Here is a 26,206-nt window from a genome sequence, read left to right on the forward strand (position 1 = left end):
GCTCGGGCGCTTCTTTCGTCCGGTCCCCGCGTCTTGCGGACGCGAAAAGGCCTAGCGCGAGGCCGCAGCCGGGCGCAGTCGCAGCCGCAGGTCGGCGCCGAGCGGGCTGCAGTCGACGCGCTCCCAGCGCAGCGCCTGGTCCAGCGAGGTCCACGGGCCCAGGCGGGCCATCGCGCGCCCTTCGCCCAGCAGCACCGGCGCGAGGTAGAGCAGCAGCTCGTCGACCAGGCCGGCGTCCAGCAGCGCACCGTTGAGCGTCTGCCCGGCTTCCACATGCAGCTCGTTGATGCCGCGCCGTCCCAGCTCGTCCAGCACGGCGCCCAGGTCCACGCGGCCCGCGGGGCCGGGCCGGGCGATCAGCTCGGCCCCGTGCTGCCGCAATGCCGCGCCGCGCCGCGAGGCCTGCGCGTCGTCCAGCCCATGGAAGATCCACAGCGATCCGGGCGCTTGCAGCAGCCGGGCTTGCGCGCTCAGCCGCAGCGCCGAATCCAGCAGCACACGCTGCGGCTGCCGCGCGGTGGGGACCTCGCGCACGTCCAGCCGCGGGTCGTCGTCGCGCGCGGTGCCAATGCCGGTCAGCACCGCCGCGGCGCGGCGGCGCCAGGCATGGCCGTCGCGGCGTGCCTCGGCCCCGGTGATCCATTGGCTGACGCCGTTGGGCAGCGCCGTGCGGCCGTCCAGCGACGCGGCGATCTTCAGGCGCACGAAGGGGCGACCGCGCTGCATGCGTGTCAGAAAGCCGATGTTGAGTTCGCGTGATTCGCGCGCCAGTTCATGCGCCGGCGCGAGCAGCTCGGTCTCGATGCCGGCCGCGCGCATGCGCGCCAGGCCTTGGCCGCCCACCTGGGGATTGGGATCGCCCAGGGCCACCACCACGCGGGCCAGGCCGGCGGCGATCAGCGCGTCGCAACAGGGCGGCGTGCGGCCATGGTGGGCGCAGGGCTCCAGCGTCACGTAGGCGGTGGCGCCGCGCAGGTCAGCGCCGCGGCCGTGAGCGTCGCGCAGCGCCATCACTTCGGCATGCGCCTGGCCGGCCGCCTGGGTATGGCCCTGGCCCAGCAGGCGACCCTGGGCGTCCAGGATCACGCAGCCGACGCGCGGGTTGGGGTCGGTCAGGCCTATCGCTTGCGTGGCCAGCTCCAGGGCCTGACGCATCGCGCTCAGGTCCTGGGGCGAAAGAGTGGGTTCGGGCATCCCCGCAGTCTAGGGCCAGCGGCCTCAGGGCCGTGTCGGTGGTGTCGACATGCCGGCGATGGGCAGCATCGGGCGGCCTGCCGGGGGCAGGGCCAGTGCCGCGCTCAGCGCGGGATCCTGGGTCTGTACCAGGCTGTCCAACGCCAACTGGCGCCTGTCGCCATGGCGGTCGCGCCAGCGCACGGTGGCGCGCAGGGCCCGAAGCCCGCCGGGCAGCGAGGAGTCCTCCAGGCTCAGTTCGAAGCGGGTGTTGCCGTTCACCTCGTCCCGCCAGGCGCCTGGGGGTGGCATTGCTGTGGCGGCGCGGCTCTGGCGCTGCGACTCCAGGGCCTCGGCGGCCAGATGGGTGGCATCGCCGAGCTGGCGCGCATGGTCGGCGCTGTGGCGCAGCGAAAGCTGCAGGCCGGCCAGGGCCACCAGCCCCAGGCTCACCAGCAGCAATGCGATCAGGGCCTCGAGCAAGGTCGCGCCCCGACCCGCCTTGCGAAGAGAGCCCCCGGATCTGCCGTGCAGCGATGGGGTCATGGCGGCTGTGCCCATCCGCCGGGCGCCTTCACATAGCTGCCCGCCTGGCGGCTGAGGCGCTGCAGCACGGCCGCGTCGTAGACCAGCTCGACGAGGCCGGGGCCGGCGACGGCGCATTCGCCTTCGCTCACCACGGCGCCCTGGACGCGGCCGCTGCGCCAGGGGTAGGGGTTGTGCCAGCGCAGCCCCTCGCTGGCATGGAGCAGGCCGTGCACCTGCAGCGCGCCCTCCAGTTCCAGCCGGCCCAGCACGACCAGCAGCAGCGGGCGTTCGGGACTGCCCAGCGGGCTGTCCATCGACCCGCCTTGCTGCAGGCGGACCGTGCCACGCGCCACCAGCAGCCGGTGCCCGCCGGCCAGCGCACGATCCAGCGCGGCGCGGCAGTCCTCGGGCGCGCAATGGAGCACAAAGGCGGCCGGCTGCCCGGCGTAGCGCGCCGGCCCCATGCCGAACAGCTGGCTGAACAGGCGGCCAGGCTGCAGCTGCGTGTCGCCCAGAGCCAGAGGCGGTGGGGACGCCGACGACGCGGGCGTGCCCGCCAACCCGAGGACCTCGCCCTGGACGGCCAGGGCGGCGCTGTGCAGCAGCGGTCCTGGCGGCGCGCCCGCCAGGCGCCCCAGCGCCAGCGCGCCGCCACTGTCGACCGGGCCGGCGCAGGTGAGCGGTGCCGCGGGCCAGCTGCGCAGTGCGGGCAGCAGGGCCACGTCCTGGCTGATCTCGTCGCGGCCCACGCGTTCTTGAACCCGCGTAGGCAGGTCGTCACAGCGCGCCAGCGCCGCGCTGCAGCCGCGCGCCTGGAGCCGCAGCAGGCCCTGCCCGCCGGGGACGGCGCTGATGCGCAGGCTGAATGCCGCCTGCGGACGCGAAGGCAGCGCGGGGGCGTCAGTGGCGCAGCGGCATTGCCAGCGCAGGGGCGCACTGAGCGCGCACTCGGCTGGCGCTTGGGCCGGGGCCGCCAGGGGCGACCACGGGTCCGTTGGCAGGACGGCCTGCAACTGGCGCTCGCGAAAGCCCAGGTGGTCGGGGCTGTCGCCGGGTTGGCAGGCGCCGTCGATGGCGCCCCCGTTGAGCTGAGCCAGCGCCCAGGCGATGCCGGCCTGGGCCGCCTCGTTCGCCTGCGCGAGCGGACGCTGCTGCGCGGCCAGGCCTTGTTCCATCAGGACGTTGCGGCTGGCGTACAGCAGGGCCAGAGTCAGCGTGGCCAGCAGGGCCAGGACCAGGCCCAACAGTGCCGCGCCCCGCTGGAATCGGCCCGCCGTCATCACGGCCCCGATGCCGCGGGGGCGGCGCACCGGCCGCCGCGGTCGTCGTTGGGCAGGCGCAGGTCCATGCGGACCTGGCGGCGCAGACCTGAGTCCAGCGCGGACGCGGCCACCAGCCGCAGATGCAACTCGCGCACGGCCACCCAGGGCGGGCAGTCCGGGGTGTCGGCAGGGCAGGGGCGCTCACACAAATCGGGCAGGGGCTGGCGAGGCCCGTCCAGTCTGGCCTCGAAAGCCAGCACGCGCAGCAGCTTGCGGTCGGTCAGCGGCTGGTAGACGCCGGCCAGCCGATATTCCAGTTGTTCATCGCGCAACCGGAAACCGAACTGCTCGTTGGCATCGACGCCGCCGCCTTCATCCGAGCCGTCGGCGCGATCCTCGGCGCGTGCATAGCTGTAGTCCAGGCGCGTGCCGCTGCTGTCGATGCTGACGCGGGCATGGGGGTTGGCCGCCGCTGGGCCGTCGCCGTCTCGCCACACGCCCCGTGCCGGCTGTGCCCAGCCGCCGGCGCGCGGCAGGTCGTGTCGCATCAGCTGCACGATGGCGCGCAGCTCCTGCTGCAGCTGCAGTTCCAGGCTGAGTCGGGCGCGCTCGCCCAGCTGCACGGCCGTCAGGGTCAGCGCGCTGGCCATGATCATCAGGCCCACCAGCAGTCCGATCATCAGCTCGACCAGGGTCAGCCCGCGTTGCCGTCCCAAGCGGTGGGCGAGGCGAGGCGGGAGCGGGGTGGGTCTGCTCATGTCAGTGGGGCCAGCAGTCCTGGCTGCTGTCGCGGCCGAGATGGTCGCGCGCGACGCGGGTCAGCCTGCCGTTGTCCAGGCGCATGCCCATCAGGGCGCAGCGTTGGTCGTCCGCCTGATCGCCCTGGGCGCGGGCATCGACGGCATAGCCGGTGGCGGAACTGTCGGCAAGGGCCAGTCGATAGTGGCCCGCGGGCGATTGCGGCGGCAGGCGCAACTGCTCGACGAGGTCGGACGCGTAGTCGGGGGCCTGGGCACGCCAGCGTTCCTGAGCCTGCGTCACGGCATTGAGCGCCAGCAGCGCGTCGGCCCGGCGGCCTTTGAGCAGGGACTGCCGGTAGCTGGGCAGGGCGAGCGTGGCCAGCACGGCGAGCATCGCCAGCACCACCAGCAGCTCCACCAGCGTCACTCCCGGCGCGGGCCTTCGCGGCGGTGCCGGGCGCTCAGACACAGGCGGGCAACCCGGCATGGGCCTGCGGCAGCGTGCAGCGGCGTGCGCGGCCCATGAGGCTGACGACAACGCGTACCGCGCGGCCATCGGGATGGGCCAGCTCCAGCGTGCCGGTGCTGCTGACCGTGCCCTGGCGGCCGCTGAAGAGCAGGTGATTGACGTTGCTGCGCAGCTCGGTCGGATCCCGGTCCCGCGCGAAGCCCTGGCTGCGCAGGGCCAGCGCACCGGGCTGACAGGTGCTGCGGCCATCCACCCCGCATGTGCAGTCGCCACGCTTGCCCACATGGACGACATAGCAGGCGCCCTCGCTGCCGCGCTGGAGCTGGAAATGGACCTCGGTGGCCAGGCGCAGCGCATCGCTGCGAGATTGCTGCAGGTCGGCCATCAGCTGGTCGGCGCGGCCGTGGAGCCGCTGCCAGTCCAGCATCCGGCGCGCCGAGGGCAGGGCCAGGTTCGTCAGCAGAGCCAACAGGCCCAGGCAGACGAGGATCTCGATCATGCTGACGCCGAGGGCGCCAGGCCGGGCAGGGACGGGGGGCATGGTGACTCCGTCGGCAGTGATGACGGTGTCACTCTAGGAATTCGGGGCGGCGGTGGCTTCGCACCCAAGGGGGATGCCCGCCCCCTGTTGTCAGGACGCGGTGCGGGCGTGCGTTCGGCTCAGATGTCGCGGATCAGCTGGCGGAACTCGTCGACGTCCTCGAAGCTGCGATAGACGGAGGCGAAGCGGACGTAGGCGACCTTGTCGATGCGCTTGAGTTCGCGCATCACCAGTTCGCCGAGCTTGGTCGAGGCCACCTCGCGCGCGCCGCTGGAGAGCAGCTTCTCCTGGATGCGCTCAAGCGCGGCGTCGACCTGCTCGATGCTCACCGGGCGCTTGCGCAGCGCCAGCAGCATGGACGCGCGCAGCTTGCCCATGTCCAGATCGGCGCGCGTGCCGTCCTTCTTCACCACCATGGGCAGCGCGATGTCGGCCCGCTCATAGGTGGTGAAGCGTTTTTCACAGGACGGGCAGCGCCGACGGCGCCGCACCACGTCGCCTTCGTCGGACTCACGCGTCTCCACCACCTGGGTGTCGCCGTGAGCGCAGAAGGGGCAGCGCATGCGGTCGCCTGCGCCGATTCAGCGGTAGACCGGGAACTGGCGCGTCAGAGCCGCGACCTTCTCGCGCACGGCTGCCAGGTTGGCCTCGTCCTGCGGCTTGTCGAGCACATCGGCGATCAGGTGGGCGGTGGCGCGCACCTGCTCTTCCTTGAAGCCACGCGTGGTCATGGCCGGCGTGCCCAGGCGGATGCCGCTGGTGATCATGGGCTTCTGCGGGTCGTTGGGAATGCCGTTCTTGTTGCAGGTCATGTGGGCCGCGCCCAGGATGGCCTCGGCTTCCTTGCCGGTCAGACCCTTGGGTCGCAGGTCCACCAGCATCACATGGCTCTCGGTGCGGCCGGAGACGATGCGCAGGCCGCGCTCGATCAGCGTTTCAGCCAGCACCTTGGCATTCTTCACCACCTGTTCCTGGTAGGCCTTGAACTCGGGCGTCAGCGCTTCCTTGAAGGCGACGGCCTTGCCGGCGATGACGTGCATCAGCGGGCCGCCCTGGATGCCGGGGAAGATCGCGGAGTTGATCTTCTTCGCGATCTCTTCGCTGTTGGTCAGGATGATGCCGCCGCGCGGGCCGCGCAGGCTCTTGTGCGTGGTCGAGGTGACGACGTCGGCGAAGGGCACCGGGTTGGGGTAGACGCCCGCGGCGATCAGGCCGGCGTAATGGGCCATGTCCACCATGAAGTAGGCGCCGATCTCCTTGGCGATCTTGCTGAAGCGCTCGAAATCGATGCGCAGCGAGTAGGCCGACGCGCCAGCGATGATCAGGCGGGGCTTGTGCTCGCGGGCGGTGGCTTCCATCGCCTCGTAGTCGATCTCTTCCTTGTCGTTCAGGCCGTAGGAGACGACCTTGAACCACTTGCCGCTCATGTTCAGCGCCATGCCGTGGGTCAGGTGGCCGCCTTCGGACAGGCTCATGCCCATGATGGTGTCGCCGGGCTGCAGCAGACCGAAGAACACGCCCTGGTTGGCCTGCGAGCCGGAATTGGGCTGGACGTTGGCGAACTGCGCGCCGTAGAGCTGCTTCAGGCGGTCGATGGCCAGTTGCTCGACCACGTCCACGTACTCACAGCCACCGTAATAGCGCTTGCCGGGATAGCCTTCGGCGTACTTGTTGGTCAGCTGGCTGCCCTGGGCCTGCATCACGGCGGGGGAGGTGTAGTTCTCCGAGGCGATCAGCTCGATGTGGTCTTCCTGACGCTGGTTCTCGTGCTGGATGGCCGCCCACAGATCGGGGTCCACATTGGCGACGGTCGAAAGATTGCGGTCAAACATGGTGTGTCAGCTCAAGGGTTGACGCCGGACCGCCCGTGCGACGGCACAGGTTTCAGGCGGCCCAGGCGAACGGCATTCGACGCACCGAACGGTGTCGTCGCTCGCGCTTCCCGGTGGTGACCCACCTCGGCCGCCCCGTTGCGGGGCCGCCTGATCGCCAGTCGCGCGAGCCCGCAGTGTAGCGGACTGCGGCTCGCTCTTTCAGTGCGCCAGCGCGACGCGATCTTCGCGCAGCGGCTCGGCCGGTGCGCTGGGCGCCGCCGGTCGGGCCGGGGCGCGGCCGCCCGAGGCGACGGCACGCAGTTGGTCTTGTTCGGCCAGCACGCGGCCGGCATAGCCGGTGTCGTCGTTCAGGTTGGCGGCGCCGACGTAGTAGCGCAGGCCTTCCTCGATGCCGCCGGCGCGCTGGATGCACTCCTTCAGCACCTGCACGCCCACGCGCAGATTGGTCACCGGGTCGAAGGCGGCGAGGGTGCCGCCGAAGGCCTGGTACTTCTCGTCATGGACACGGGTCATGACCTGCATCAGCCCCTGGGCGCCCACCGCGCTCTGCGCGAAAGGATTGAAGCCGGACTCGATGGCCATGATGGCCAGGATCAGCGTCGGCTCCACGCGGGCGCGCTGCCCGACGTCCCAGGCTTCCTTGACCAGGCGGGCCACCGGCTCCGGCGCGACGCGGTACTTGCGCGCCAGCCATTGGGTCACCGCGGCCTGCTGGCGGTTCAGCTCCTTGGGGTCGGCGGCCGTGGCGCGGCTGATCGCGTCGGGCTCGGCGGTCAGCGCGATCACGTCGCCGTTGGCCTCGTGGCGCGCTTCCTGGCGCGCGTTGAGCCAGCCCAGCACCTCGGTTTCCAGGCGATGACGCAGGTCGGCCTGGCTGCTGAAGACCAGACCGATGGCGACCACGGCAAAGCCCACCAGGGCCAGCGTGTTGTGGCTGACCACGAGCATGCCCTGGGCGATGTCCTTGGCGAACAAGGTCATCGCCGCATGGCTGCGGCGGGCCAGTGAAATCAGATTGTGACGCGCTGTCATGCGACTCCTTTCTGCACCCCGGTCCCGCCTCGGGAGAAGCGGGTGGCCGTTGGCGATAATGGGCCGGGCGGTGGTCGTGCTCATCACGGAGCAAGCAATCCGCGGCGCGGCGTCCATTGGCAGCGAGCGTCCCGGTCGTGAAACACGACATCAAGACAAGGGATAACCCTGAAACAGGGCAGGCGAATTCTAAAGACCCGCAATAACCCGTCAAGCTGATAGGGCATTGTTCTAATTTCTTTTAGTTATGAAGTACAGGGATCTGCGCGACTTCGTTCACGGACTGGAGGGCCTGGGGGCCCTCAAACGGGTGGTGGAGCCGGTGTCCGTGCGTCTGGAGATGACCGCGCTGGCGGACCGGGTACTGCGTGCCGGCGGACCGGCGCTGCTGTTCGAGCGGCCCGAGGGCTACCGCACGCCGGTGCTGGCCAATCTGTTCGGCACGCCGCAGCGCGTGGCGCTGGGCATGGGCGCGCAGGACACCAGCGAGCTGCGCGAGGTGGGGCAGTTGCTGGCTTCGCTGAAGGAGCCCGAGCCGCCGCGCGGGCTCAAGGACGCGGGCCGGCTGGTGCAGATGGCCAAGGCCTTGTGGGACATGAAGCCGGCGCGCGTGCGCCAGCCGGTCTGCCAGCAGGAGGTGCTGCAGGGCGGCGAGGTGGACCTGAAGCAGCTGCCCATCCAGACCTGCTGGCCGGGCGACGTGGCGCCGCTGCTGACCTGGGGTTTGGTCGTGACGCGCGGCCCACAGGGCGTCGCGAAGCCCCGCCAGCGCCAGAACCTGGGTATCTACCGTCAGCAACTGATCGGGTCGCGCCAGCTGATCATGCGCTGGCTGGCGCATCGTGGTGGGGCGCTGGACTTCCGCGATTTCGCGCTCGCCAATCCGGGCCAGCCCTTTCCGATCGCGGTGGCGCTGGGGGCGGATCCGGCCACCATCCTGGGCGCGGTGACGCCGGTGCCGGACAGCCTGTCGGAGTATCAGTTCGCCGGCCTGCTACGCGGCTCGCGCACCGAGCTGGCCGACACCGGCGTGGGCGAGGGCGGGCTGATGCTGCAGGTTCCCGCCCATGCGGAGATCGTGCTGGAAGGTCACATTCCGGTGGCCGAGCCGGGTTTCAGCGGTGTCAGCGAGGACGGCGTGCCGCTGAAGGAGAAGGGCGGCTACCTGCATGCACTGGAGGGCCCCTATGGCGACCACACGGGCTATTACAACGAGCAGGACTGGTTCCCGGTCTTCGAGGTGCAGCGCCTGACGCGGCGCCAGAACCCGATCTACCACTCCACCTATACCGGCAAGCCGCCCGACGAGCCGGCCATCCTGGGCGTCGCGCTGAACGAGGTTTTCGTCCCCATCCTTCAGAAGCAGTTCCCGGAGATCACCGACTTCTATCTGCCGCCCGAGGGCTGCAGCTACCGCCTCGCGGTGATCTCCATCCGCAAGGCCTATGCCGGCCATGCCAAGCGGCTGATGTTCGGGCTGTGGAGCTATCTGCGCCAGTTCATGTACACCAAGTTCATCGTCATCGTGGACGAGGACGTCAACATCCGCGACTGGCAGGACGTGATCTGGGCCATCACCACGCGCATGGACCCGGTGCGCGACACCACGCTGGTGGAGAGCACGCCGATCGACTACCTGGACTTCGCGTCGCCTGTCAGCGGGCTGGGTGGCAAGATGGGGCTGGATGCGACCAACAAATGGCCCGGCGAGACCGACCGCGAATGGGGCCGCGTGATCGAGATGCCGGCGGAGGTCCGCGGGCGTGCCGACGCGCTGTACCAGCGGCTGTTCGGCGTTTGAACGCCGACCTGGGGAAATCCTGAGGCCCGGCGTGCGGCCGGCGCCTTGAAGCGCTCCCGGGTCTCGCCTACTGTTGAGAGGCCTGAGTTCAGGCGACCCGACTGGCGCAGTCTCTGCGCGCCAGGAGCCCTGCGGCAGTTGGCCGTGGAGCCCCAACGGTGGCGTCAGCCATCACCCCCTCCCGCACAGGAAGCCTCCCTGTCCGGGAGGGTTTCTATTTGCCCCGAGTCCTTCAGTGGCCGGCCCACAGGGCCAGGCGCTCGTAGGCCACATAGCGCGCCTGCTGGATCCCGCGTTCGGACGGCAGCCAGTGCAGCCAGCGGCTGCCGGGGCCGGCGACCACGCCCACCGGGGCGGGCAGCAATTCCAGGTCCGGCCCCCAGCTGGCGCGGAAGGCGCGGATCGCGCGCGGCATGTGCTGTTCGTGCGTGACCAGGACGATACGTCGCAGCCCCAGCGGCTTCAGCATCGCGGTCGTGTAGCGCGCGTTGCTGGCCGTGTCCGCCGACTGCTGTTCCAGCCAGCGGGCGCTGTAGCCGAAATCCTCGCGGGCCACCTGGTCCATCAGGGTGGCCTCGGTGGGCAACGGCGGCTGGCGGCCGGGGCTGTGGCCACCGGAGATCAGCAGCGGCAGGCCGCTGATGCGCGCCAGCCGGATGGCATAGCGCAGCCGCTCCAGCGTGAGCGGCTTGGGCTGTGGCGCCTCGTACTCGGGCGACCAGTCCTGGATGCCCCCACCCAGCACGACGATGGCCGTGTACGGATCGGCCCGCGGCCAGTGCGGCAGCGGTGGCACGGGCTCCAGCAGCAGGCGTTGCAGCAGCGCGGCACCCGCCACCGAGCTGCACAAACCGGCCAGCAGCGCGCCGCTCCAGGCCAGCCCCAGGCCCAGTCGCCGCCAGCGCAGCGCCAGCAGCAGTCCGAGCGCCAGCATCAGCAGTGGTCCGCCCGGCGGCAGCAGCAGCGCCGCGACGAGCGCATGCAGGATGGGATACAGATCGCTGAACAAAGGCATGGAGGTCGGCAGAGCGCGAAGAGGCGCCAGCATAATGACAGCCCGATGCTCTGGTGCGCGACCGGAGCCTGTCCGCGCATAACAATGAAGAAGTCCCTGTCTGCGCTCAAGCGCCTCGTCCTTTCGCCGTCATCCCCGCAGAGCCCGGACCGCCCGGGCGGGCTGGGCGTGCTGAAGAAGCCGGTCCGGATCGCGCTCTACGGCGTGGGCACCGTGCTCCTGCTGGGCGCGCTGGCCTGGGCCCTGCTGCCGGTCTGGATGGAGCGCCGGCTGCCGGTGCTGATCGGCGAGGCGCTGGGGCGTCCGGTGCAGCTGCAGGCCGTCCGGGTCCAACCCTGGCGGCTGGGCGTGGATCTGGAAGGGCTGCGCATCGGCGGCCCCGAAGCCGGGGCGGCGCCTTTGCTGGAGTTGCGCCGCGTCAGCGCCGCCGCGTCGCTGCGCTCCCTGTGGCATGGTGCCCCGGTGCTGTCCGAGCTGGTGCTGGACGAGCCCGTGCTGCGCCTTGCCCGCGTGGGCGAGGGCCGGCTGGACATCGACGACCTGATCCGCCGCTTCAGCCAGCCGTCCGACTCCAAGAGCTCCGGCGGCACCCAGCTCGCTATCTACAACATTGAGTTGCACAACGGACAGGTTCTGTTCGACGACCAGCCCAAGAAGGCCCGCCATCGCCTGAGCGGACTGGAGCTGGCGCTGCCCTTTGTCTCGACGCTGGACACCGACGTGGAGGTCAAGGTCCACCCGCGGCTGGAAGGCCGGCTCAACGACGCCGCCTTCGCCAGCGAAGTCAGCAGCCAGCCTTTCGCGAAGACGCGCACCGCCAGCCTGTCGGTCCAGCTGCAGCCGCTGGACCTGGCGCCGTATCGCCCCTATCTGCCCGCCGACCTGCCGCTGACGCTGCGCCAGGGGCTGCTGGACGGCCGCCTGCAGCTGGACTTCAGCCAGCCCGCCGGCCAGGCCCCGCAGCTGCGCCTCAGCGGCGAACTGGGCCTGCAGCAACTGCGCCTGGGCTTGCCCGGCCTGGAGCCGGACTGGCTGGCCCTGGACAGCCTGAAGCTGGGGCTGAAGGACGTGCAGCCCTTGCTGCGCCGTGTCCACCTCGAGGCGCTGGAGCTGCGCGCGCCGCGACTGCTGCTGACCCGCGACAAGAATGGCGCCTTGAGCCTGCCCGGCGCGAAGCCGGCCGCGGCGCCCATGGTCGTTGGCGGCCGTGGCGCCCAGCCCGCGGACGCCGGCAAGCCCTGGCAGCTGCTGCTGGACCGCCTGCAGCTGGAGCAGGGGCAGTTGCGCTGGCAGGACCGCATGGCCGACGCGGCCCTGCGCGTGGATGAGTTGCAGCTGAAGGCCCAGCGGCTGCAATGGCCGGCGCAATGGCCCGCGGCGCGCGACACCGGCCTCAGCCTGGATGCGGTGCTGACCCAGGACGCCGAGCCGGCATCGGCGCCGGCCCCTGTCAAGAAGGCGGCCGCAGCCAAGGCCGCCAAGCCGGCGGCGCCCGCCGCGCCGGTGCTGGCCAAGCTCAGCGTCAAGGGCCGGTGGATCGAGGCGGGCCCGCAGCTGGAGGCCCAGCTCGACGCGCTGCCGCTGGGCTGGCTGCAAGGCTATCTGCGGCCGTTCTGGCCGGCGCGGGTGGACGGCAGCCTGTCGGTGCAGGGCCAGCTGCAGCTGGATTCCCAGTTCGCGCCGCGGCGCCTCAGCGAGGGCAGGCTGCAGCTGAATGGGCTGCAGGCGCGCTCGGACGACAAGACCCCTGATCTCGCCTGGACCTCGTTGACGCTGGAGCAGCTGTCGGCCGATCTGGAGCAGCACAGTCTGAGCCTGGGCAAGCTGGCGCTGGACGGCCCGTCGCTGCGCCTGCGCCGCAATGCGCAAGGCCTGTGGAACCTGCCGGGCCTGGCCTCGGCGCCGGCGGGAGCTGTCCCGGTCGTGCCGGCGGCGGCCAGCGCGTCCTCGTCGACACAGGCCGAAACTCGCGCCGCGCCGCGCTGGCGCCTGGCCGTCGAGCAACTGCTGCTGGACAAGGGGCGCGTGGTGCTGGACGACCAGCAGGTGCAGGCCCGCGTGCTGCGCGACGGGCAACGCGTGCTGCCGGCGGCCGACAACATCCGCCTCAGCCTGTCACGCCTGGCTTGGCCTGCCAGCGGCAGCGTGCCGCTGCAGCTGAGCCTGGAGCCGCGCGCCGAAGTCAGCGGAGCCCTGCGCGAGCGCCAGCGCGGCACGCCGGCCCGCTTGCAATGGCAGGGCAACCTGGCGCTGGAGCCGCTGGCGCTCAACGGCAGCCTGCGCGCGGAGCGGCTGCCGTTGCATTGGCTGGATCCCTACCTGGATCCGCAGCTGGGGCTGCACCTGCGCCGCGCCGAGGCCGGCTTCAAAGGCCAGGTCCAGTTGACCCAATCCGCGAACGCGGCCTGGCAGGCGCGCGTCGGGGGGGACCTGTTGGTGGCCGACCTGCGCTTGCTGCAGAGCCGCTGGGTGGACGGGCAGCGCGAGGCCGGCGATGAGCTGCTCACCTGGCAGGCGCTGAACCTCAACGGCGCCCAGCTGGCCTGGAACCAGGGTCAGGCACCGCAGCTCAAGCTGGCGGAGGTGGCGCTGCAGGACTTCTACGCCCGACTGATCGTCAACGAACAGGGGCAGCTCAATCTGCAACAGGTCGGCGCGGGTGCGCCACCGGCGGCAGCCTCCGCACCGGCATCGTCGGCAGCGCCAGCCGCTGCCGCGGCGCCGGCTCCCGCGGCGTCCGCCCCGGCGCTGCAGCTGAGCGTCGCCCAGACCCGCGTACAGGGAGGGCGCATTGATTTCAGCGACCGTTTCATCAAGCCCAACTACAGCGCGCACCTGACCGAGCTGGGCGGTTCGCTGGGCGCCTTCGCCTACGGCAGCAGCGAGATGGCGACACTGTCGCTGCGCGGCAAGGTCGAGGGCACCGGCCTGCTGGACATCGGCGGCCAGCTCAACCCCAGCGGCCGGCCGCCGGCGCTGGACATCACCGCCAGCGCCAGCGACATCGAACTCGCGCCCCTGTCGCCTTATGCGGGCAAGTACGCCGGCTATGCGATCGAGCGCGGCAAGCTGTCCACCCGCGTGCATTACCGCGTGGCGCCGGACGGCTTGCTGCAGGCCGAGAACCAGGTGGTGCTCAACCAGCTGGAGTTCGGCGAGCGCATCGACAGCCCGGACGCGACCAAGCTGCCGGTGCTGCTGGCCGTCGCGCTGCTCAAGGACCGCCATGGCGTGATCGACGTGAACCTGCCGATCAGCGGCTCCATCAACGACCCGGAGTTCAGCATCGGCGGGCTGGTGTTCCGCCTCATCGTGAACCTGCTGGGCAAGGCGCTGACCGCGCCGTTCTCGTTGCTGTCCGGCGGCGGTGGCAGTGAATCCAGCGAGCTGGCCTTCGTGCCGGGCAGCGTGGAGCTGGCCGAGCCGCAGCGGCTGGAAGCACTGGCCAAGAGCCTGCAGGACCGGCCGTCGCTGCAGCTCAACATCACCGGCTGGGCCGACCCCAAGGGCGAGGCCGATGCGGTGCGCGCGCTGAAGCTGGAGCAGGCCCTGCTCGCCGAGCGCCGTCGCGAGCTGCAGCGTCAGCAGACCGCGCGGTCGCGCGAGCAGGCCGAGTCGAGCGAACTGCAGCTCGATGCGGCGCAGCGCAGCCGGCTGCTGAAGCAGCTCTATGCCAACAGCGACCTCAAGGGCCGGCCGCGCAACCTGATCGGCCTGCTCAAAGACGTGCCCGAGGAGCAGATGCGCCGGATGCTGATGGACAGCTACGCGCTGTCGTCCGAGGCCATGCGCGAACTGGCGCTGGCGCGCGCGGTGGCGGTGCGCGATGGCCTGCTGGCGCGCGGGGTCGCGAACGCGCGCCTCTTCATGGCCGCGCCCAAGCTGCACGAGGCCGAGGAGGGCGCGGAGGGCGTGGAAGCGGCCCCAGGCAAGGCCTGGCAGCCGCACGTGACTCTGGGATTGAGCCTGCGCTGAGCACGCGGCTCTGGTAGAACTGACGGCGTTTGCGGCCTTGCGGCATGAATCGTATGGAACAGTCTGACGACAAACAGATGGAGTTGGGGGGGGCGGACCGCGTCGGTGAACGGATCACGCTGGCCGGGGGCTGCTTCTGGTGCCTGGAGGCGGTGTTCCTGCGCGTTCAGGGTGTTCAGGAACTGCAGTCGGGCTACAGCAACGGCCACGCGCATGCGCCGCATTACGAGCAGGTGTGTTCGGGCAACACCGGCCACGCCGAGGTGGTCCAGATCGGCTTCGATCCGCAACAGGTGAGCCTGCGCGAGCTGCTGGAGGTGTTCTTCACCATCCATGACCCCACCACGCTGAACCGCCAGGGGGCCGACGTCGGCACCCAGTACCGCTCGGGGATCTACTTCCACGACGAGGCCCAGCGCCCGGTGATCGACGCCGTGATGCAGGAGTTGAAGGCCCAGCTGGGCGACCGCGTCGTGACCGAGGTGCAGCCGCTGCGCAACTTCTGGCCGGCCGAGCCCTATCACCACCGCTACTACGAGCGCAACCCGGACCAGGGCTACTGCGCCTTCGTCGTCGCGCCCAAGGTCGACAAGTTCAGTGCCAGCTTCCGCCGCCTGTTGCGCGCGGAGGCGGACCGTTGAGCCTGCTGGCGCTCGCCGGGCTGACGCTGCGCTATCCGGACGGGCCGCTGCTGCGCTTTCCCGACCTTGAGCTGGCGGACGGCGAACACCTGCTGGTGCAGGGGCCGTCGGGCAGCGGCAAGAGCAGCCTGCTGGCATTGATCGCCGGGCTGCGCAGCGCCAGCGAGGGTCAGGTCTTGCTGGCCGGGCAGGACCTGGGCGCGCTGCGCCCGCGCCAGCGCGATGCCTGGCGCGCCGCCCACCTGGGCGTGGTGCCGCAGCGCTTGCACCTGAGCCCGGCGCTGCGCGTCTGGGACAACCTGGCGCTGCCCTATGTGTGCGCCGGGCTGGCACCGCAGGCCGGGCGCATTGCCGAGCTGCTGCTGGCCCTGGGCCTGCAGGGGTTGGAGGACCGCCGGCCGGCCCAGCTGAGCCAGGGACAGGCCCAGCGCGTGGCGCTGGCGCGCGCGCTGTTGCGCCGGCCGCGGTTGGTGCTGGCCGATGAGCCCACCGCCAACCTGGATGACGAGGCCTGCGCCGCCGCGCTGGACCTGCTGGCCGACGCCGCCCGGCAGCAGGGCGGGCTGAGCCTGATCATCGCCAGCCACGATGCGCGCGTGGCGCGCCATCTGGACGGCTGGGCCGGCGTGCGCCGACTGAGCCTGCGGCCCCACGCGACGCGGCCGGGCGAACCGGCGGTGGCGCCATGAGCCGCCGCCTCAACCTGCCCCGGCTGGCCTGGCGCTACCTGTGGGCCACGCCCTGGATGAGCGCGCTGAACCTGCTGCTGCTGAGCCTGGGGCTGGCGGCGATGGGCTTCGTGATCCTGGTCGGCGAGCAGCTGGAGGCCGGGCTGCGCCGCGATCTGGCGGGCATCGACCTGGTCGTCGGCGCCAAGGGCAGCCCGATGCAGATCATGCTGTCCGGCGTCTTCCACCTGGACCCGCCGACCGGCAACATCCCGCTGGACGCCCTGGCCGCGCTGCGCCGCCAGCCGCTGGTGGCGCGGGCCGTGCCCATCTCGGTGGGCGACAGCCTGCGCGGCTACCGCATCGTCGGCACCGAACCCGACTTCCTCGCGCTGTACCAGGCGCAACTGGCGCAAGGCGCGCTGTGGTCGCGGCCGCTGGAGGCGGTGCTGGGCCATGAGGCGGCGCGCGCCACCGGCCTGCGTGTCGGCGATCGCTTCCAGGGCACGCATGGCCTGGGCGAACGCGGGGATGCCCACGAACAGGGCTACCGCGTCGTCGGCATTCTCCAGCCCCAGGGCGGTGTGCTGGACCGGCTGGTGCTGACCGATCTGCGTTCGGTCTGGGTGGCCCATGGGCAGGCGTTGGCGCCAGCGGACGAACCGGCTCGGCCGGGCGACGCGGACCACGGAGCGCCCGGCCAGGACGACCCCGAGGAGCACGACGGGCACGACGGGCACGCGGACCACGGTCCGGTCACGCCCGCCACCGCCCACGGCGGCCATGCCGCCGGCGCGCCGCTGGAGGTCAGCATGGCCCTGGTGACCTACCGCGGACCGCTGGGCGCGGCGCTGCTGCCGCGCTGGGTCAATGCCCAGCCCGGCCTGCAGGCCGCGGTGCCGGCGCTGGAGACCGCGCGGCTGCTGCGCATGCTGGGCGTGGGCGTGGACGTGCTGCGCGGCTTTGCGGCGGTGCTGCTGCTGGCGGCGGCGCTGTCGGTCTTTGTCGCGCTGCTGCACACGGTGCGCGAGCGCCAGCCGGACCTGGCGATGATGCGCCTGCTCGGCGCCACGCCCGGCCGCGTGGCGGCGCTGGTGGCACTCGAGGCGACGGCGCTGGCACTGCTGGCCAGTGCGCTGGCCTGGGTGCTGGCACATGGGGCGGTGCAGGCCCTGGGCTGGGCGCTGGCGCGCCAGCAGTCCCTGCGGCTGGATGGCCTGTGGCTGTCGGCCTGGGAATGGCTGGTGCCCCTGGCGGCGCTCGCCCTGGCGCTGCTCGCCGCGGCCTGGCCGGCCTGGCGCGCCTATCGCCTGGACGTGACCGAGCTGCTGCAGGGCGCCCGTGGCTGAGCCTGGGCGCCGTCCGCGCATGGCATCCGGCACGGCGGCGCCCGAGCAGGCAGAATAGCGGCCCGGAGATTCCATGACGCTGCGAACACCCCTGCCCATGGCCGCGCTGGCGGCCCTGATTGCCTGCGCGGCGGCCCTGCCGGCCGGCGCGCAGACCGGCGCGTCCATGCCCATGGGGCAAGGGCCGGGCTATCACGACCCGCGCAGCCCCTTCAAGCCGCTGCAGGAACAAGAGGGCGTGCTGAGCTGGAAGCTGCTGTCCTCGGTCAGCACGCGGATGGAGAAGAACGCGGTGATCCCGCAGTTCCCGAACGCGGTGCAGAAGCTGGACCGCCAGACGGTGCGCGTGCAGGGCTTCATGCTGCCGCTGGAGCCGGGCGACAAGCAGCGCCATTTTCTGCTCTCCGCGGTGCCGACCAGCTGTTCCTTCTGCGTACCGGCGGGGCCCGAGGGCCTGGTCGAGGTGCGCAGCAGGAATCCGGTCCGCTACACGCTGGAGCCGGTGCAGGTCGAGGGGCAGTTCAGCGTGCTGAGCAGCGACCCCTACGGCATGTTCTACCGCGTGACCGACGCGCGCGAGACCGGCGCCGGCCGCTGAGCCACCGCCCGCCATGCAGCAGCTTCGCCTGATGTCCCCGACCCGCGGCGCGCGCTGGCGTGCGCTGTGGGCCTGGGCGCTGGCTTCGCTGCTGCTGTTCCAGGGCCTGGGGCTGACCCACCGGGTGCTGCACGCCGGACTGGGCGGCGGTGTGCCGGCCCTCGAGCAAACGGCCACGGCGTCGGCGTCCTCCGCGGATGCCGGCAAGACCTGGGACGGCCCCACCTTCTCGCACGAAGCCGGCAGTGCCGACTGCCGGCTGCTGGATCAACTGGCCCAGGGACTGGGCCTGGGCACGGACGCCCCTGTCGCGGTCGTCCTCGCCTCTCTGGCTGCGGAGCCCGCCTATCGCGCGGTGCTCGCAGTGCTCGCGCCGCAATGGCGCCAGGCCGCGCGCGGACCGCCGCGGGGCTGAACTCTCTCGACCTTTCGATGTCGTTGGCGTGGGGGCCAGGCCCTGACGCCGGCGAGGTCCGCCCGTCGTCGCGCGACCGGGCGGCCCAGCGTTCATTCCCGCGCCGCACAAGGCGGCGCCCGCGAGCAAGTCCATGAAGAAACAAGCGAACATCCATCCCCTGGCCTGGGCGGCAGGCCTGTGCCTGACCCTGGCCGGGGTCCAGGCCCTGGCGCAGAGCGCCGCCGACAAACCGAATGCCGCCCCCGCCGACACCGGCAAGACCGCCGCGACGGAGAAGCTGCAGCCGGTGGTGGTCACCGGCAATCCGCTCGGGCAACCCGAAGTCGCGCGCGCCTACCAGGTGCTGGACGACGAAGCCCTGACCCTGCGCCGCGGCGCCACGCTGGGCGACACGCTGGACGGCCTGGCCGGCGTCGGCGCCAGCGCCTTCGGCCCCAACAGCAGCCGGCCCACCTTGCGCGGGCTGGACGGCGACCGCGTGCGCCTGCTCAACAATTCGGGCGCCTCGGTGGACGCGTCCAGTCTCAGCTTCGACCATGCGGTGCCGGTGGACCCGCTGGTGGTGCAGCGCATCGAGGTGCTGCGCGGCCCGGCCGCGCTGCAGTACGGCGGCAATGCGATCGGTGGCGTGGTCAACACGCTGGACAACCGCATTCCGCGCCTGGGCCAGCCGGGCCTGTCGGGCGCGGCCGAGCTGCGCCTGGGGGGCGCCGCCAACGAACGCGGTGTCGCGGTGGTGCTGGACGGCGGCGGGCGCGGCTTCGCCTGGCATGCCGACCTCAGCGGCCGGCGCACCGACGACCAGCGCGCGCCGCGCTTCTCGGTGACCGACGACGAAGGCAACACCAGCCGCGGCACGCGGGTGCGCAATTCCAGCGCCGAGGGGCACAGCGCCGCACTGGGAGGCTCGCTGCTGTGGGGTGACGGCCATGCCGGCCTGTCCTACGACGATTACCGCAACGACTATGGCGTGACGGTGGAGCCGGACGTGCGCATCCACATGCAGCGCCATCGGCTCACCGCGGCCGGCGAATGGCGCAACCTGGCCGGACCGCTGCGCCAGTTGCAATGGCAGTTCTCGCGCAGCCGCTACGAGCACCAGGAGATCGAAGGCAGCGGCGCGGTCGGCACGACCTTCCTCAGTACCGGCAACCAGGCCCGCGTCGAGGCGCGTCATGCGCCGCTGGGCCTGCTGGACGGCATGGTGGGCGCGCAATGGGAGGACAGCGACTTCCGGGTCGAGGGCGAAGAGGCCCTGGTGCCGACCACGCGCACGCGCTCGCTGGGTTTGTTCGTGATCGAGCAGATGAAGCTGGGGGCCTGGACCTGGCAGGGCGGGCTGCGCAGCGACTCGGTGCGCCTGCGCGCGGACGAGTCGGAACGCTTCGGGCCGGCCCGCGACCGCCGCTTCAAGCCCGGCAGCGCCTCGCTGTCGCTGGCCTATGCGCTGAGTCCGCGGTGGTCGCTGCAGCTGCAGGGCTCGCACAGCGAGCGTGCGCCCAGCTTCTACGAGCTGTTCGCCGATGGCGTGCATGTGGCCAGCGGCGCTTATGAGCGCGGCGACGCAACGCTGGGGCTGGAGAAGGCGCGCACCGGCGAGCTGGGCCTGGTCTGGCAGGACGGCCCGGGCCGGGACGCCAGCCGCTGGAGCCTGCAGCTTTTCCAGACCCGCTTCAGCAACTTCATCGCGCTGGAGGCGACGGGCGAGACGGCCCTGCACGAGCACGAGGGCGAGGAGGCCCACGAGGTGCCGGTCTACCAGTACCGCGGGGTCCGCGCGCGCATGCACGGCGTGGAGATCGAAGGGCAGCAGCGCCTGCCCACGCTGGCCGGCTGGGCGCTGCAGGCCCAGGCCCGACTGGACTGGGTGCGCGGCAGCAATCGCAGCACCGGCGAGGCGCTGCCACGGCTGTCGCCGCTGCGCGTGGGCCTCGGCCTGGAGGGCCGGCGTGGGCCCTGGCTGGTGGCGCTGGACTGGCGCGGCGCCGCGCGCCAGAACCGGGTGCCGGCGCTGGACACGGCCACTCCCGGCTACGGCATCCTCCGCCTCAGTCTGGCGCGCCGCCTGGACTGGGGTGGCACCGATGCGCTGTGGTTCCTGAAGCTGGACAACCTGGGCAACACGCTGGCCTACAACGCCAGCAGCATCGCGACCATCCGGGGCTTGGCGCCCCAGGCGGGGCGGAGTGTGGCGACGGGGTTGCAGCTGAGGTTCTGACGGGGGCTTCAGGCTGCCCTGGGGGTTTCGGTCGTTGGTTGTTCGGGTTGTTTGCGCGGGGCGCAGAGCCCGCCGGGTCCCGGCCCGGCAGCCGGGTGACTTTTCCTGCGGGCCCAGGAAAAGTCACCCAAAGGAGGGCCTGAATGCGATTTGACCGAGGTCCGCGCTTCGCACGGAGTCCTGGCCCGACGACCATCGGGGCGGCTCCACCGCTCAGGATGTAAGTCGCTCGCCGAGTACGGCTCGACTCCACACCGGGCCTCGTACCCCGTCGCACAGCCGATGCGCGCGGCTCCATGCCGCGAGCAACGGCGGTATTTGGGGCCGCGCGCCGGGCCGCCCCAAGCCGGCCCGCTTGCCGATACGGGTGGCTGAATGCCACCCGTATCGGCGTCCCCCCGGGGGACCGGCCAGGGTACTCCCTGGACGAGGGGTGTATTCCAGGGCCGAGCGCCGGGCCGCCCCAAGCCGGCCCACGTGGCGATGTGCTGGCGGCTCAATGCCGCCAGCATCGCCGTCCCCTCTGGGGACCGGCCAGCGTACCCGCTGGACGAGGGGCCTTACCCCTGACGAGGGGTCTCTTTCACGGCGCCAACCGCTCCCTCACCCACCGACCCTCTTCGAGCCGATAGCACAGGCGATCATGCAGCCGCGATTTGCGGCCCTGCCAGAACTCCCAGCGCTCGGGCAGCAGCCGGAAGCCGCCCCAGTGCGGCGGGCGCGGCGGGTTCAGGCCGTGTTGCGCGGCGGCCTTGGCGGCATTGGCCACCAGCACCGCGCGCGACGCGATGACCTGGCTTTGCGGCGAGGCCCAGGCGCCCAGCCGCGAGTCCAGCGGGCGCGACTGGTAGTAGGCGTCGGACTCGGCGTCGCTGACCTTTTCGACGCGGCCTTCGACGCGCACCACGCGTTCCATCTCCACCCAATGGAATTGCAGCGCGGCAAAGGGGTGCAGGGCCAACTCGCGGCCCTTGCGGCTGTCGTAGTTGGTGTACCAGACCAGGCCGCGCGCATCGATGCCCTTGATCAGCACGATGCGCGTGGAGGGCCGGCCGTCGGCGCCGACGGTGGCCAGCGTCATCGCGTTGGGTTCGGGAACACCGGCTGCCAACGCCTGCTCCATCCACAGCTGGAACTGCTGCAAGGGTTGGGCGCTGGCCTGGTCTTCGTCCAGCTCGTCGCGTTCGTAGCTCTTGCGGAGATCGGATAGCTTGCTCATGGCCCAAGTATCGGTCAGCGCGCCGCACGGCAAGAGGCCTCAGGTCATGGTGCGTGCACTAGGTAAAGCTCCCAGTAGTGAAGGTCCGGGTAGGCTGGGCGGTTGACGCACTGCATGCTGCGTCTGCAGGGCCGGACCGCGGCGGCAGCGCAGGTCGGCCAGAGGCACACAGGAAGGACAAGAATGATCAAGCAGCGACCGGCGGTGGTCGTGCTGGCGGCGGGGCGCGGTCAGCGCTTCAAAGGCAGCGGACACAAGCTGGAGCAGGTCCTGGGGGATGGCACCCTGCTGCAACGCAGTCTGGGCTGCGTGCTGTCGTCCCAACTGCCGCTGGTGGTGGTGACCTGTTCAGACCTGGCACCGGTGGTTCAGCGCTTCGTCGCCGCGCGCGATGTGGTGGTGCTGGACGAAACCAACCACCTCGGTGAACCGCTGGGCCAGGGAGACTCCATCGCCGCCGGCGTGGCCGCGGCAGGGGATGCGCCGGGCTGGCTGATCCTGCCGGCCGACATGCCGCAGCTGCAAGCCCGCAGCCTGCTCGATGTGGCGGCCGCGCTGGATCAGTACCCGATCGCCTATGCCCAGCACAAGGGGCTGCCGGGCCATCCGGTGGGCTTCAGCGCCGAGCTCTATTCCGAGCTCACCGCGCTGCGCGGCGACGACGGCGCACGCCGGCTGCTGGCCCGCTATCCAGCGCAGGCCGTGGAGCTGGACGATCCCGGCGTGCTGGTGGATGTAGACACCGTCGAGGACCTGCAGCGCCTGCGCGCGCAGATGAAAAAGGACCATGGCGGCTGAGGCGGGCTGAGCAGCGCCGCGCTGTGCTTCACAACAGCCCGTGGGCGCGGGCCAGCGCCAGCTGACGTTCCAGCTCACGGTCGTGGATGCCATGCGCGCGCAGCGTCTCCACGCTCTGGCGCAGGTAGTCCAGCGTGCTGCCGTAGCGGCCGCGCGCATGGCGCAGCACATGCAGCAGCGCCGCGTCGTCCATGCGGCCCACCCAGCCGGGGTTGCGGCGCAACAGCGTGAAGGCCAGCGCCTTGACCACGCCCTGGGCGGTGGCGCAGGTCAGCCAACGCGGGGTGTAGGAGCCCACCACCATCTCGCGTATCCACAGCTGCTCCAGCAACTGCTCGCTGCGCGCGGGATCCAGCCGGTAGACCAGCCCGCGGCAGCTGCCGCCAGACAGCAGCGTCATCACCAGCCCGGGCTGCTCCGCGCTGCCACGATTGACCAGCGAGCGCAGCTGCAGCGCGCGGTGGAAGCCCCGGACCACGCCGGGCTCGCAGCCCACGTGCTCGAAGCCCGGGTTCCACATCAGCGAGCCATAGGCGAACACGGACAGCCCTCGCTCGCGATCCCATTCGCGCTGGAAGCGGGCGAGCCATTCCCGGCTATGAGCCGGCAGCGTGGACACAGGGGGAAGAACGGGGCTGGGGGTGGAAGGCGGGACGCGAACCATGGCCGCATGCTGCCACAAGCGGGCTGACGTCGAATCGCCGCCGCCACAGTCCCCTGCCGCCAAGGGCTTGCAACACTGTATAAATAAACAGTATCATCGCGCCCAATGACGCTGCCGGGGAAGGTCTCCGGCGGTTCCCCCGCCCCGAGGCGCTGAGGAGCAAGACATGGCGATCGTGATCAGGAAATTCGGCCACCGCGCGCAAAACCCCGACGTTTGGATTCTGGGCATAGGCTCCATGGCCATGCTGGGTCTGGTGGTGGGTTGGCTGGGCTGAGGGCTTGGGCGCGCGAGAGGCGGAGCCCGGACGGCGGGCCGACCGCCCTGCGGACGAAAGAGCTTGTGCCCGCCGCGCGCTCAGTGCCCGGCCCAGCGGTTGTGCCGCTCCGAGCCGGCTTCGATCAGCAGCTCGCGCGCCAGCGCGGGATTCTTCTCATAGCCCAGGTCGCCGTTTTCCAGCGCCAGCGCATAGGCCTGCAGCGCCGGCGGGTCGTGCCGGTCGGCGGCGGCTTCCAACCATTGGCGCGCGAGCGGCTCCGACCGGGCCACGCCGTCGCCGCGCGCGTGGGCTTGCGAGAGCAGGAACATCGCGCGCGGATTCCCTGCATCGGCGGCGGCCTGGAGCCAGTGCAGGGCCTGGGCCTCGTCGCGCGCCACGCCGTCGCCATGCTTGAGCAGCAGGGCCAGCTGCAGCGCGGCGTCCGCCTGGCCCTGCCGGGCCGCGAGGCCCAGCCAGCGAGCGGCCTGCGCCGGGTCCGGCTTCAGCCCCCAGCGGCCGAGGCGGTGCAGCTCGCCCAGCCGCTGGGCTGCGTCGTCGTCGCCCCCGCGGGCGGCGCGTTCCAGCCAGTCGCGCGCGGTGGGCCAGTTCGCGGGTGTCTCGGCCAGCGCCAGGGCCAGCTCGCGCTGCGCCACCGTTTGGCCGGCGCGGGCCCATTGCTGCAGCTGGGTCAGGGCCTCGGCCTGACCGGCGTGGCGGGCGCGCAGGCCCATCGACTCGATCTGTTGCGGCGTCGGCGCCAACGCCTGAGGCTGGCAGGCCGTGACCAGAGCCCCCAGCATCGCGGCGCTGCCCAGCACCGCCGCGATGCGGCCAAGCCAGGCGCTCATCGGTTCAGGTCGACGCGGTACTGCGCATAGCCGTTGGCGTCCAGCCCGCCTTCGGCCACCACCTGGCCCAGGCCCAGCGACTGCGCCACCGCCAGCTTGCCGGGTGCGCTGCGCAGGATCACGGGGCCGGCCGTGGCGGTCTTCACGAAGCTCCAGCTGCGGCCATTGCCGTTGGCGGCGCGGGTGAGCTGGGGCTGCTTCTTCAGAAAGTCGGCGACCACGGTCTGGTTGGCGTCGGGTGACTTGATGATGGTCTTGCTGCCGTCGATGCCGGGGAAGCTGCCACCGCCACCGGCGCGGTAGTCGTTGGTCGCGACGATGAAGTCGGCGCCGTCGGCCACCGCCTGGCCCTGGAAGCGCAGGTTGACGATGCGCGATCCGGCCGGCTTGGTCACGTCCACCTGATAGGTCAGCGCGTTGCCCTCGGCATAGAAGACGTCGAAGTTGAAGATCGTCGCGTACGAGGGCACCAGGTCCTGCGGCGCGCTCTGCGCCGGGTCGATCTGCGCGAACTGCCGCGCCGAGGTTTCCAGCCAGGCCTTCAGGTCCGAGCCCTTGATCTTCACGGCCTGGATGTTGTTGTTGCCGTACAGATAGAGGTCGCCGGGGTTGCGCACCTGCAGCATTTGCGGGGCCGCGGCGCTGGCGCCGGGGGCGACATCGGTGAAGTCGCTGGCGCCGTTGCGTCCGGCCTTGAAGGGCGCGCTGCAGGAGATCACCGGGATGTTGCGGTAGGACTGCAGCGTCGGGTCGGTGGTGCTGGCCAGGAAGCCCTTCACATAGTCGATCTGCGCCTGGTTGACGATCTGGATCGCGCTGACGTCGCCCAGCAGCGCGAAGTAGGCCGACATCTGGAAGTCCGTGCTGACGCCCAGCGGCTGTTTGGCGTAGGCGATCGCGTCCTGGTGCTCGTTGGCGATCAGCGTGGCGATCGCCGGGTCGGCGTCCACCGTGGTCTTGCCGTCGGTGTACTTGAAGCCGCGCGCCTCCACCGTGGTCTTGTCTTTCTGCACCACCCACTGGCCGCCCTGGTAGACCAGGGTCAGCTTGATGATGCCCAGGCGGCGGCCCCAGCTCTGCGGCATCACCGTGGGCACGCCGTGCACCAGGCCCTTCACGGCGTCCACCTCGGGCTTGGGCAGCGCGGCCAGCGAGGGGTCCAGCGCCGGGGCGCTGGCCTCGCGCGCGGCCGGGAAGACCAGATGGGCATGGCCGGTCAGCAGCGCGTCGATGCCGGGCACCTTGGCCAGGTGGTAGCTCTGGTTCTCCATCTTGGGGCTGTAGGGCGCGGCGTCCAGCCCGCCATGGGACAGTGCCACGACCAGCTGCGCGCCCTTGGCGCGCATCTCGGGCACGTACTTCTGCGCGCTCTCCACCGAGCCGGCCACATAGACCTTGCCGCTGAGGTACTTGGCGTCCCAGTCGACGATCTGCGGCGGCACGAAGCCGATCACGCCGATGTTCAGCGGCAGCGTGTAGCTTTGCCCGTTGGGGCCCTTGGCCTGCACGGTCTTGCTGATCAGCGCATAGGGTTTCAGGATGGGGGCGTTGCTGCTGCTGCTCAGCACGTTGCTGACCACGGTGGGAAAGCTCGGCGCGCCGCAGTTGCCCGCGGGCTTGCTGACGCCGGCCACGCCCAGGTCGGTGTTCATCACCTGCGACAGGAAGGGCAGGCCGTAATTGAACTCATGGTTGCCCAGGCCGCCGCCGTCGAAGCCCATCGCGTTCATGGCCTTGTGGATGGCCAGCGTGGAGCCGCAACCGATGGGCTTGGCCTGGGCCTGGAAGTCGCCCAGCAGCGTGCCCTGGATGGTGTCGCCGTTGTCCAGCAGCAGGTTGTTGGGGTTCTCGGCGCGCGCCTGTTTGATCAGCGTCGCGGTGCGCTCCAGGCCCAGGCTGGTGTCGGCGGCGAGCGCATAGTAGTTGTAGCTCAGCACGTTCTGGTGCAGGTCGGAGGTCGCGAGCAGCGCGATCTCCACGGTCGTGCCTTCGGCAATGGCCTCGTCACCGTCGTCGCAGCCGGACAGCAGGGCGGCCGCGGCCAGCGACAGCGCCAGCGGACGCAGCAGGGGAGCGGGGCGGGGCAGGGGGCGTGATGACAGCTTCATGTGTGTGTTTCCATGGACCGCCGGCGGCGGTCGGCACGCGGCGGCAT

Annotated in this window: 23 protein-coding genes and 1 riboswitch; of the genes, 9 read left to right on the forward strand and 14 right to left on the reverse strand. The window is 71.2% G+C overall.

All coding sequences use genetic code 11. The features are described 5' to 3' along the window. Nucleotides 1-51: 51 nt before the first annotated feature. The 9 genes from ribD to LZ017_RS19575 all read right to left on the reverse strand — a co-directional run bounded on the left by ribD (nucleotide 52) and on the right by LZ017_RS19575 (nucleotide 7,580). Nucleotides 52-1,194: a bifunctional diaminohydroxyphosphoribosylaminopyrimidine deaminase/5-amino-6-(5-phosphoribosylamino)uracil reductase RibD gene (ribD, locus tag LZ017_RS19535; protein WP_241398591.1), complete on the reverse strand. Its 1,143-nt coding sequence runs from the start codon at nucleotides 1,192-1,194 to the stop codon at nucleotides 52-54. 24 nt (nucleotides 1,195-1,218) lie between these two features. Then, entirely contained in the window at nucleotides 1,219-1,656 is a 438-nt protein-coding gene (locus tag LZ017_RS19540; protein WP_241398592.1) for a hypothetical protein, read from the reverse strand. Between the two features lie 59 nt (nucleotides 1,657-1,715). Next, on the reverse strand, nucleotides 1,716-2,981 hold the full coding sequence (locus tag LZ017_RS19545; protein WP_241398593.1) for a hypothetical protein: 1,266 nt from the start codon (nucleotides 2,979-2,981) through the stop codon (nucleotides 1,716-1,718). Beyond that, a complete protein-coding gene (locus tag LZ017_RS19550) occupies nucleotides 2,981-3,679 on the reverse strand; it encodes a PilW family protein (protein WP_241398594.1) in 699 nt (232 codons plus the stop codon). Before LZ017_RS19550 ends, LZ017_RS19545 begins: the two co-directional genes overlap by 1 nt. A gap of 43 nt (nucleotides 3,680-3,722) precedes the next feature. Beyond that, nucleotides 3,723-4,130 (reverse strand): type IV pilin protein, encoded by a 408-nt coding sequence (locus LZ017_RS19555; RefSeq protein ID WP_241398595.1) that lies wholly within the window; start codon nucleotides 4,128-4,130, stop codon nucleotides 3,723-3,725. Between the two features lie 34 nt (nucleotides 4,131-4,164). Next, complete coding sequence (locus tag LZ017_RS19560) at nucleotides 4,165-4,713, reverse strand: GspH/FimT family protein (protein WP_241398596.1); 549 nt, start codon at nucleotides 4,711-4,713, stop codon at nucleotides 4,165-4,167. Nucleotides 4,714-4,832: 119 nt separating this feature from the next. Next, nucleotides 4,833-5,276 carry a transcriptional regulator NrdR gene (gene nrdR / locus LZ017_RS19565; protein WP_241398597.1) on the reverse strand — a complete coding sequence of 148 codons (444 nt, stop codon included), beginning with the start codon at nucleotides 5,274-5,276 and terminating at the stop codon, nucleotides 4,833-4,835. 18 nt (nucleotides 5,277-5,294) lie between these two features. Next, on the reverse strand, nucleotides 5,295-6,545 hold the full coding sequence (gene glyA, locus LZ017_RS19570) for a serine hydroxymethyltransferase (protein WP_241398598.1): 1,251 nt from the start codon (nucleotides 6,543-6,545) through the stop codon (nucleotides 5,295-5,297). 52 nt (nucleotides 6,546-6,597) lie between these two features. Then, nucleotides 6,598-6,720: riboswitch (ZMP/ZTP riboswitch) on the reverse strand. 26 nt (nucleotides 6,721-6,746) lie between these two features. Further along, nucleotides 6,747-7,580, reverse strand: a complete 834-nt coding sequence (locus tag LZ017_RS19575; RefSeq protein ID WP_374109956.1) for a transglycosylase SLT domain-containing protein — start codon at nucleotides 7,578-7,580, stop codon at nucleotides 6,747-6,749. A gap of 247 nt (nucleotides 7,581-7,827) precedes the next feature. On the opposite strand from LZ017_RS19575, the gene LZ017_RS19580 reads away from it, so the two are divergent. Then, nucleotides 7,828-9,381, forward strand: a complete 1,554-nt coding sequence (locus LZ017_RS19580; RefSeq protein WP_241398599.1) for a UbiD family decarboxylase domain-containing protein — start codon at nucleotides 7,828-7,830, stop codon at nucleotides 9,379-9,381. Nucleotides 9,382-9,613: 232 nt separating this feature from the next. Here LZ017_RS19580 and LZ017_RS19585 read toward each other — a convergent pair whose 3' ends face one another. Further along, on the reverse strand, nucleotides 9,614-10,396 hold the full coding sequence (locus LZ017_RS19585; protein WP_241398600.1) for a YdcF family protein: 783 nt from the start codon (nucleotides 10,394-10,396) through the stop codon (nucleotides 9,614-9,616). A gap of 84 nt (nucleotides 10,397-10,480) precedes the next feature. Here LZ017_RS19585 and LZ017_RS19590 point away from each other — a divergent pair, with 84 nt between their 5' ends. From LZ017_RS19590 to LZ017_RS19620, 7 genes are all read left to right on the forward strand, one after another. Continuing rightward, nucleotides 10,481-14,371, forward strand: coding sequence for a DUF748 domain-containing protein (locus tag LZ017_RS19590; protein WP_241398601.1), 3,891 nt, complete (start codon nucleotides 10,481-10,483; stop codon nucleotides 14,369-14,371). Between the two features lie 53 nt (nucleotides 14,372-14,424). After that, nucleotides 14,425-15,012 carry a peptide-methionine (S)-S-oxide reductase MsrA gene (msrA, locus tag LZ017_RS19595; RefSeq protein ID WP_241398602.1) on the forward strand — a complete coding sequence of 196 codons (588 nt, stop codon included), beginning with the start codon at nucleotides 14,425-14,427 and terminating at the stop codon, nucleotides 15,010-15,012. Further along, nucleotides 15,009-15,701: an ATP-binding cassette domain-containing protein gene (locus LZ017_RS19600; protein WP_308194091.1), complete on the forward strand. Its 693-nt coding sequence runs from the start codon at nucleotides 15,009-15,011 to the stop codon at nucleotides 15,699-15,701. The genes msrA and LZ017_RS19600 overlap by 4 nt, the downstream gene beginning before the upstream one ends. Continuing rightward, nucleotides 15,698-17,029 carry an ABC transporter permease gene (locus LZ017_RS19605; RefSeq protein WP_241398603.1) on the forward strand — a complete coding sequence of 444 codons (1,332 nt, stop codon included), beginning with the start codon at nucleotides 15,698-15,700 and terminating at the stop codon, nucleotides 17,027-17,029. Before LZ017_RS19600 ends, LZ017_RS19605 begins: the two co-directional genes overlap by 4 nt. A 73-nt stretch (nucleotides 17,030-17,102) precedes the next feature. Beyond that, entirely contained in the window at nucleotides 17,103-17,627 is a 525-nt protein-coding gene (locus tag LZ017_RS19610) for a DUF3299 domain-containing protein (RefSeq protein ID WP_241398604.1), read from the forward strand. Nucleotides 17,628-17,658: 31 nt separating this feature from the next. Then, the gene (locus LZ017_RS19615) at nucleotides 17,659-18,042 is read left to right on the forward strand and encodes a hypothetical protein (RefSeq protein WP_241398605.1); all 384 of its coding nucleotides are present in this window, start codon (nucleotides 17,659-17,661) and stop codon (nucleotides 18,040-18,042) included. 133 nt (nucleotides 18,043-18,175) lie between these two features. After that, nucleotides 18,176-20,263: a TonB-dependent receptor gene (locus LZ017_RS19620; RefSeq protein WP_241398606.1), complete on the forward strand. Its 2,088-nt coding sequence runs from the start codon at nucleotides 18,176-18,178 to the stop codon at nucleotides 20,261-20,263. Nucleotides 20,264-20,846: 583 nt separating this feature from the next. Here LZ017_RS19620 and pdxH read toward each other — a convergent pair. Further along, entirely contained in the window at nucleotides 20,847-21,482 is a 636-nt protein-coding gene (gene pdxH / locus LZ017_RS19625; protein ID WP_241398607.1) for a pyridoxamine 5'-phosphate oxidase, read from the reverse strand. A 183-nt stretch (nucleotides 21,483-21,665) separates the two neighbouring features. Here pdxH and LZ017_RS19630 point away from each other — a divergent pair, with 183 nt between their 5' ends. Further along, on the forward strand, nucleotides 21,666-22,280 hold the full coding sequence (locus LZ017_RS19630; RefSeq protein ID WP_241398608.1) for an NTP transferase domain-containing protein: 615 nt from the start codon (nucleotides 21,666-21,668) through the stop codon (nucleotides 22,278-22,280). A gap of 28 nt (nucleotides 22,281-22,308) precedes the next feature. Here the strand turns inward: LZ017_RS19630 and LZ017_RS19635 are convergent, their stop codons facing one another. From LZ017_RS19635 to LZ017_RS19645, 3 genes are all read right to left on the reverse strand, one after another. After that, nucleotides 22,309-22,899 carry a gamma-glutamylcyclotransferase gene (locus LZ017_RS19635; protein ID WP_241398609.1) on the reverse strand — a complete coding sequence of 197 codons (591 nt, stop codon included), beginning with the start codon at nucleotides 22,897-22,899 and terminating at the stop codon, nucleotides 22,309-22,311. 402 nt (nucleotides 22,900-23,301) lie between these two features. After that, entirely contained in the window at nucleotides 23,302-24,051 is a 750-nt protein-coding gene (locus LZ017_RS19640; RefSeq protein WP_241398610.1) for a sel1 repeat family protein, read from the reverse strand. Beyond that, a complete protein-coding gene (locus tag LZ017_RS19645) occupies nucleotides 24,048-26,159 on the reverse strand; it encodes a bifunctional 2',3'-cyclic-nucleotide 2'-phosphodiesterase/3'-nucleotidase (protein ID WP_241398611.1) in 2,112 nt (703 codons plus the stop codon). Before LZ017_RS19645 ends, LZ017_RS19640 begins: the two co-directional genes overlap by 4 nt. Between the last annotated feature and the right edge of the window lie 47 nt (nucleotides 26,160-26,206).

It is taken from the genome of Pelomonas sp. CA6 (genome assembly GCF_022549225.1).
Taxonomy (GTDB): domain Bacteria; phylum Pseudomonadota; class Gammaproteobacteria; order Burkholderiales; family Burkholderiaceae_C; genus Roseateles.

Bases quoted from the DNA above. Each gene is read 5' to 3' on its own strand.
- LZ017_RS19630 (WP_241398608.1), top strand. From the start codon at position 21,666: ATGATCAAGCAGCGACCGGCGGTGGTCGTGCTGGCGGCGGGGCGCGGT.
- LZ017_RS19575 (WP_374109956.1), bottom strand. From the start codon at position 7,580: ATGACAGCGCGTCACAATCTGATTTCACTGGCCCGCCGCAGCCATGCG.
- LZ017_RS19620 (WP_241398606.1), top strand. From the start codon at position 18,176: ATGAAGAAACAAGCGAACATCCATCCCCTGGCCTGGGCGGCAGGCCTG.
- pdxH (WP_241398607.1), bottom strand. From the start codon at position 21,482: ATGAGCAAGCTATCCGATCTCCGCAAGAGCTACGAACGCGACGAGCTG.
- ribD (WP_241398591.1), bottom strand. From the start codon at position 1,194: ATGCCCGAACCCACTCTTTCGCCCCAGGACCTGAGCGCGATGCGTCAG.
- msrA (WP_241398602.1), top strand. From the start codon at position 14,425: ATGGAACAGTCTGACGACAAACAGATGGAGTTGGGGGGGGCGGACCGC.
- LZ017_RS19615 (WP_241398605.1), top strand. From the start codon at position 17,659: ATGTCCCCGACCCGCGGCGCGCGCTGGCGTGCGCTGTGGGCCTGGGCG.
- LZ017_RS19545 (WP_241398593.1), bottom strand. From the start codon at position 2,981: ATGACGGCGGGCCGATTCCAGCGGGGCGCGGCACTGTTGGGCCTGGTC.
- LZ017_RS19580 (WP_241398599.1), top strand. From the start codon at position 7,828: ATGAAGTACAGGGATCTGCGCGACTTCGTTCACGGACTGGAGGGCCTG.
- LZ017_RS19610 (WP_241398604.1), top strand. From the start codon at position 17,103: ATGACGCTGCGAACACCCCTGCCCATGGCCGCGCTGGCGGCCCTGATT.
- LZ017_RS19640 (WP_241398610.1), bottom strand. From the start codon at position 24,051: ATGAGCGCCTGGCTTGGCCGCATCGCGGCGGTGCTGGGCAGCGCCGCG.
- LZ017_RS19590 (WP_241398601.1), top strand. From the start codon at position 10,481: ATGAAGAAGTCCCTGTCTGCGCTCAAGCGCCTCGTCCTTTCGCCGTCA.
- LZ017_RS19605 (WP_241398603.1), top strand. From the start codon at position 15,698: ATGAGCCGCCGCCTCAACCTGCCCCGGCTGGCCTGGCGCTACCTGTGG.
- LZ017_RS19585 (WP_241398600.1), bottom strand. From the start codon at position 10,396: ATGCCTTTGTTCAGCGATCTGTATCCCATCCTGCATGCGCTCGTCGCG.
- nrdR (WP_241398597.1), bottom strand. From the start codon at position 5,276: ATGCGCTGCCCCTTCTGCGCTCACGGCGACACCCAGGTGGTGGAGACG.
- LZ017_RS19560 (WP_241398596.1), bottom strand. From the start codon at position 4,713: ATGCCCCCCGTCCCTGCCCGGCCTGGCGCCCTCGGCGTCAGCATGATC.
- glyA (WP_241398598.1), bottom strand. From the start codon at position 6,545: ATGTTTGACCGCAATCTTTCGACCGTCGCCAATGTGGACCCCGATCTG.
- LZ017_RS19645 (WP_241398611.1), bottom strand. From the start codon at position 26,159: ATGAAGCTGTCATCACGCCCCCTGCCCCGCCCCGCTCCCCTGCTGCGT.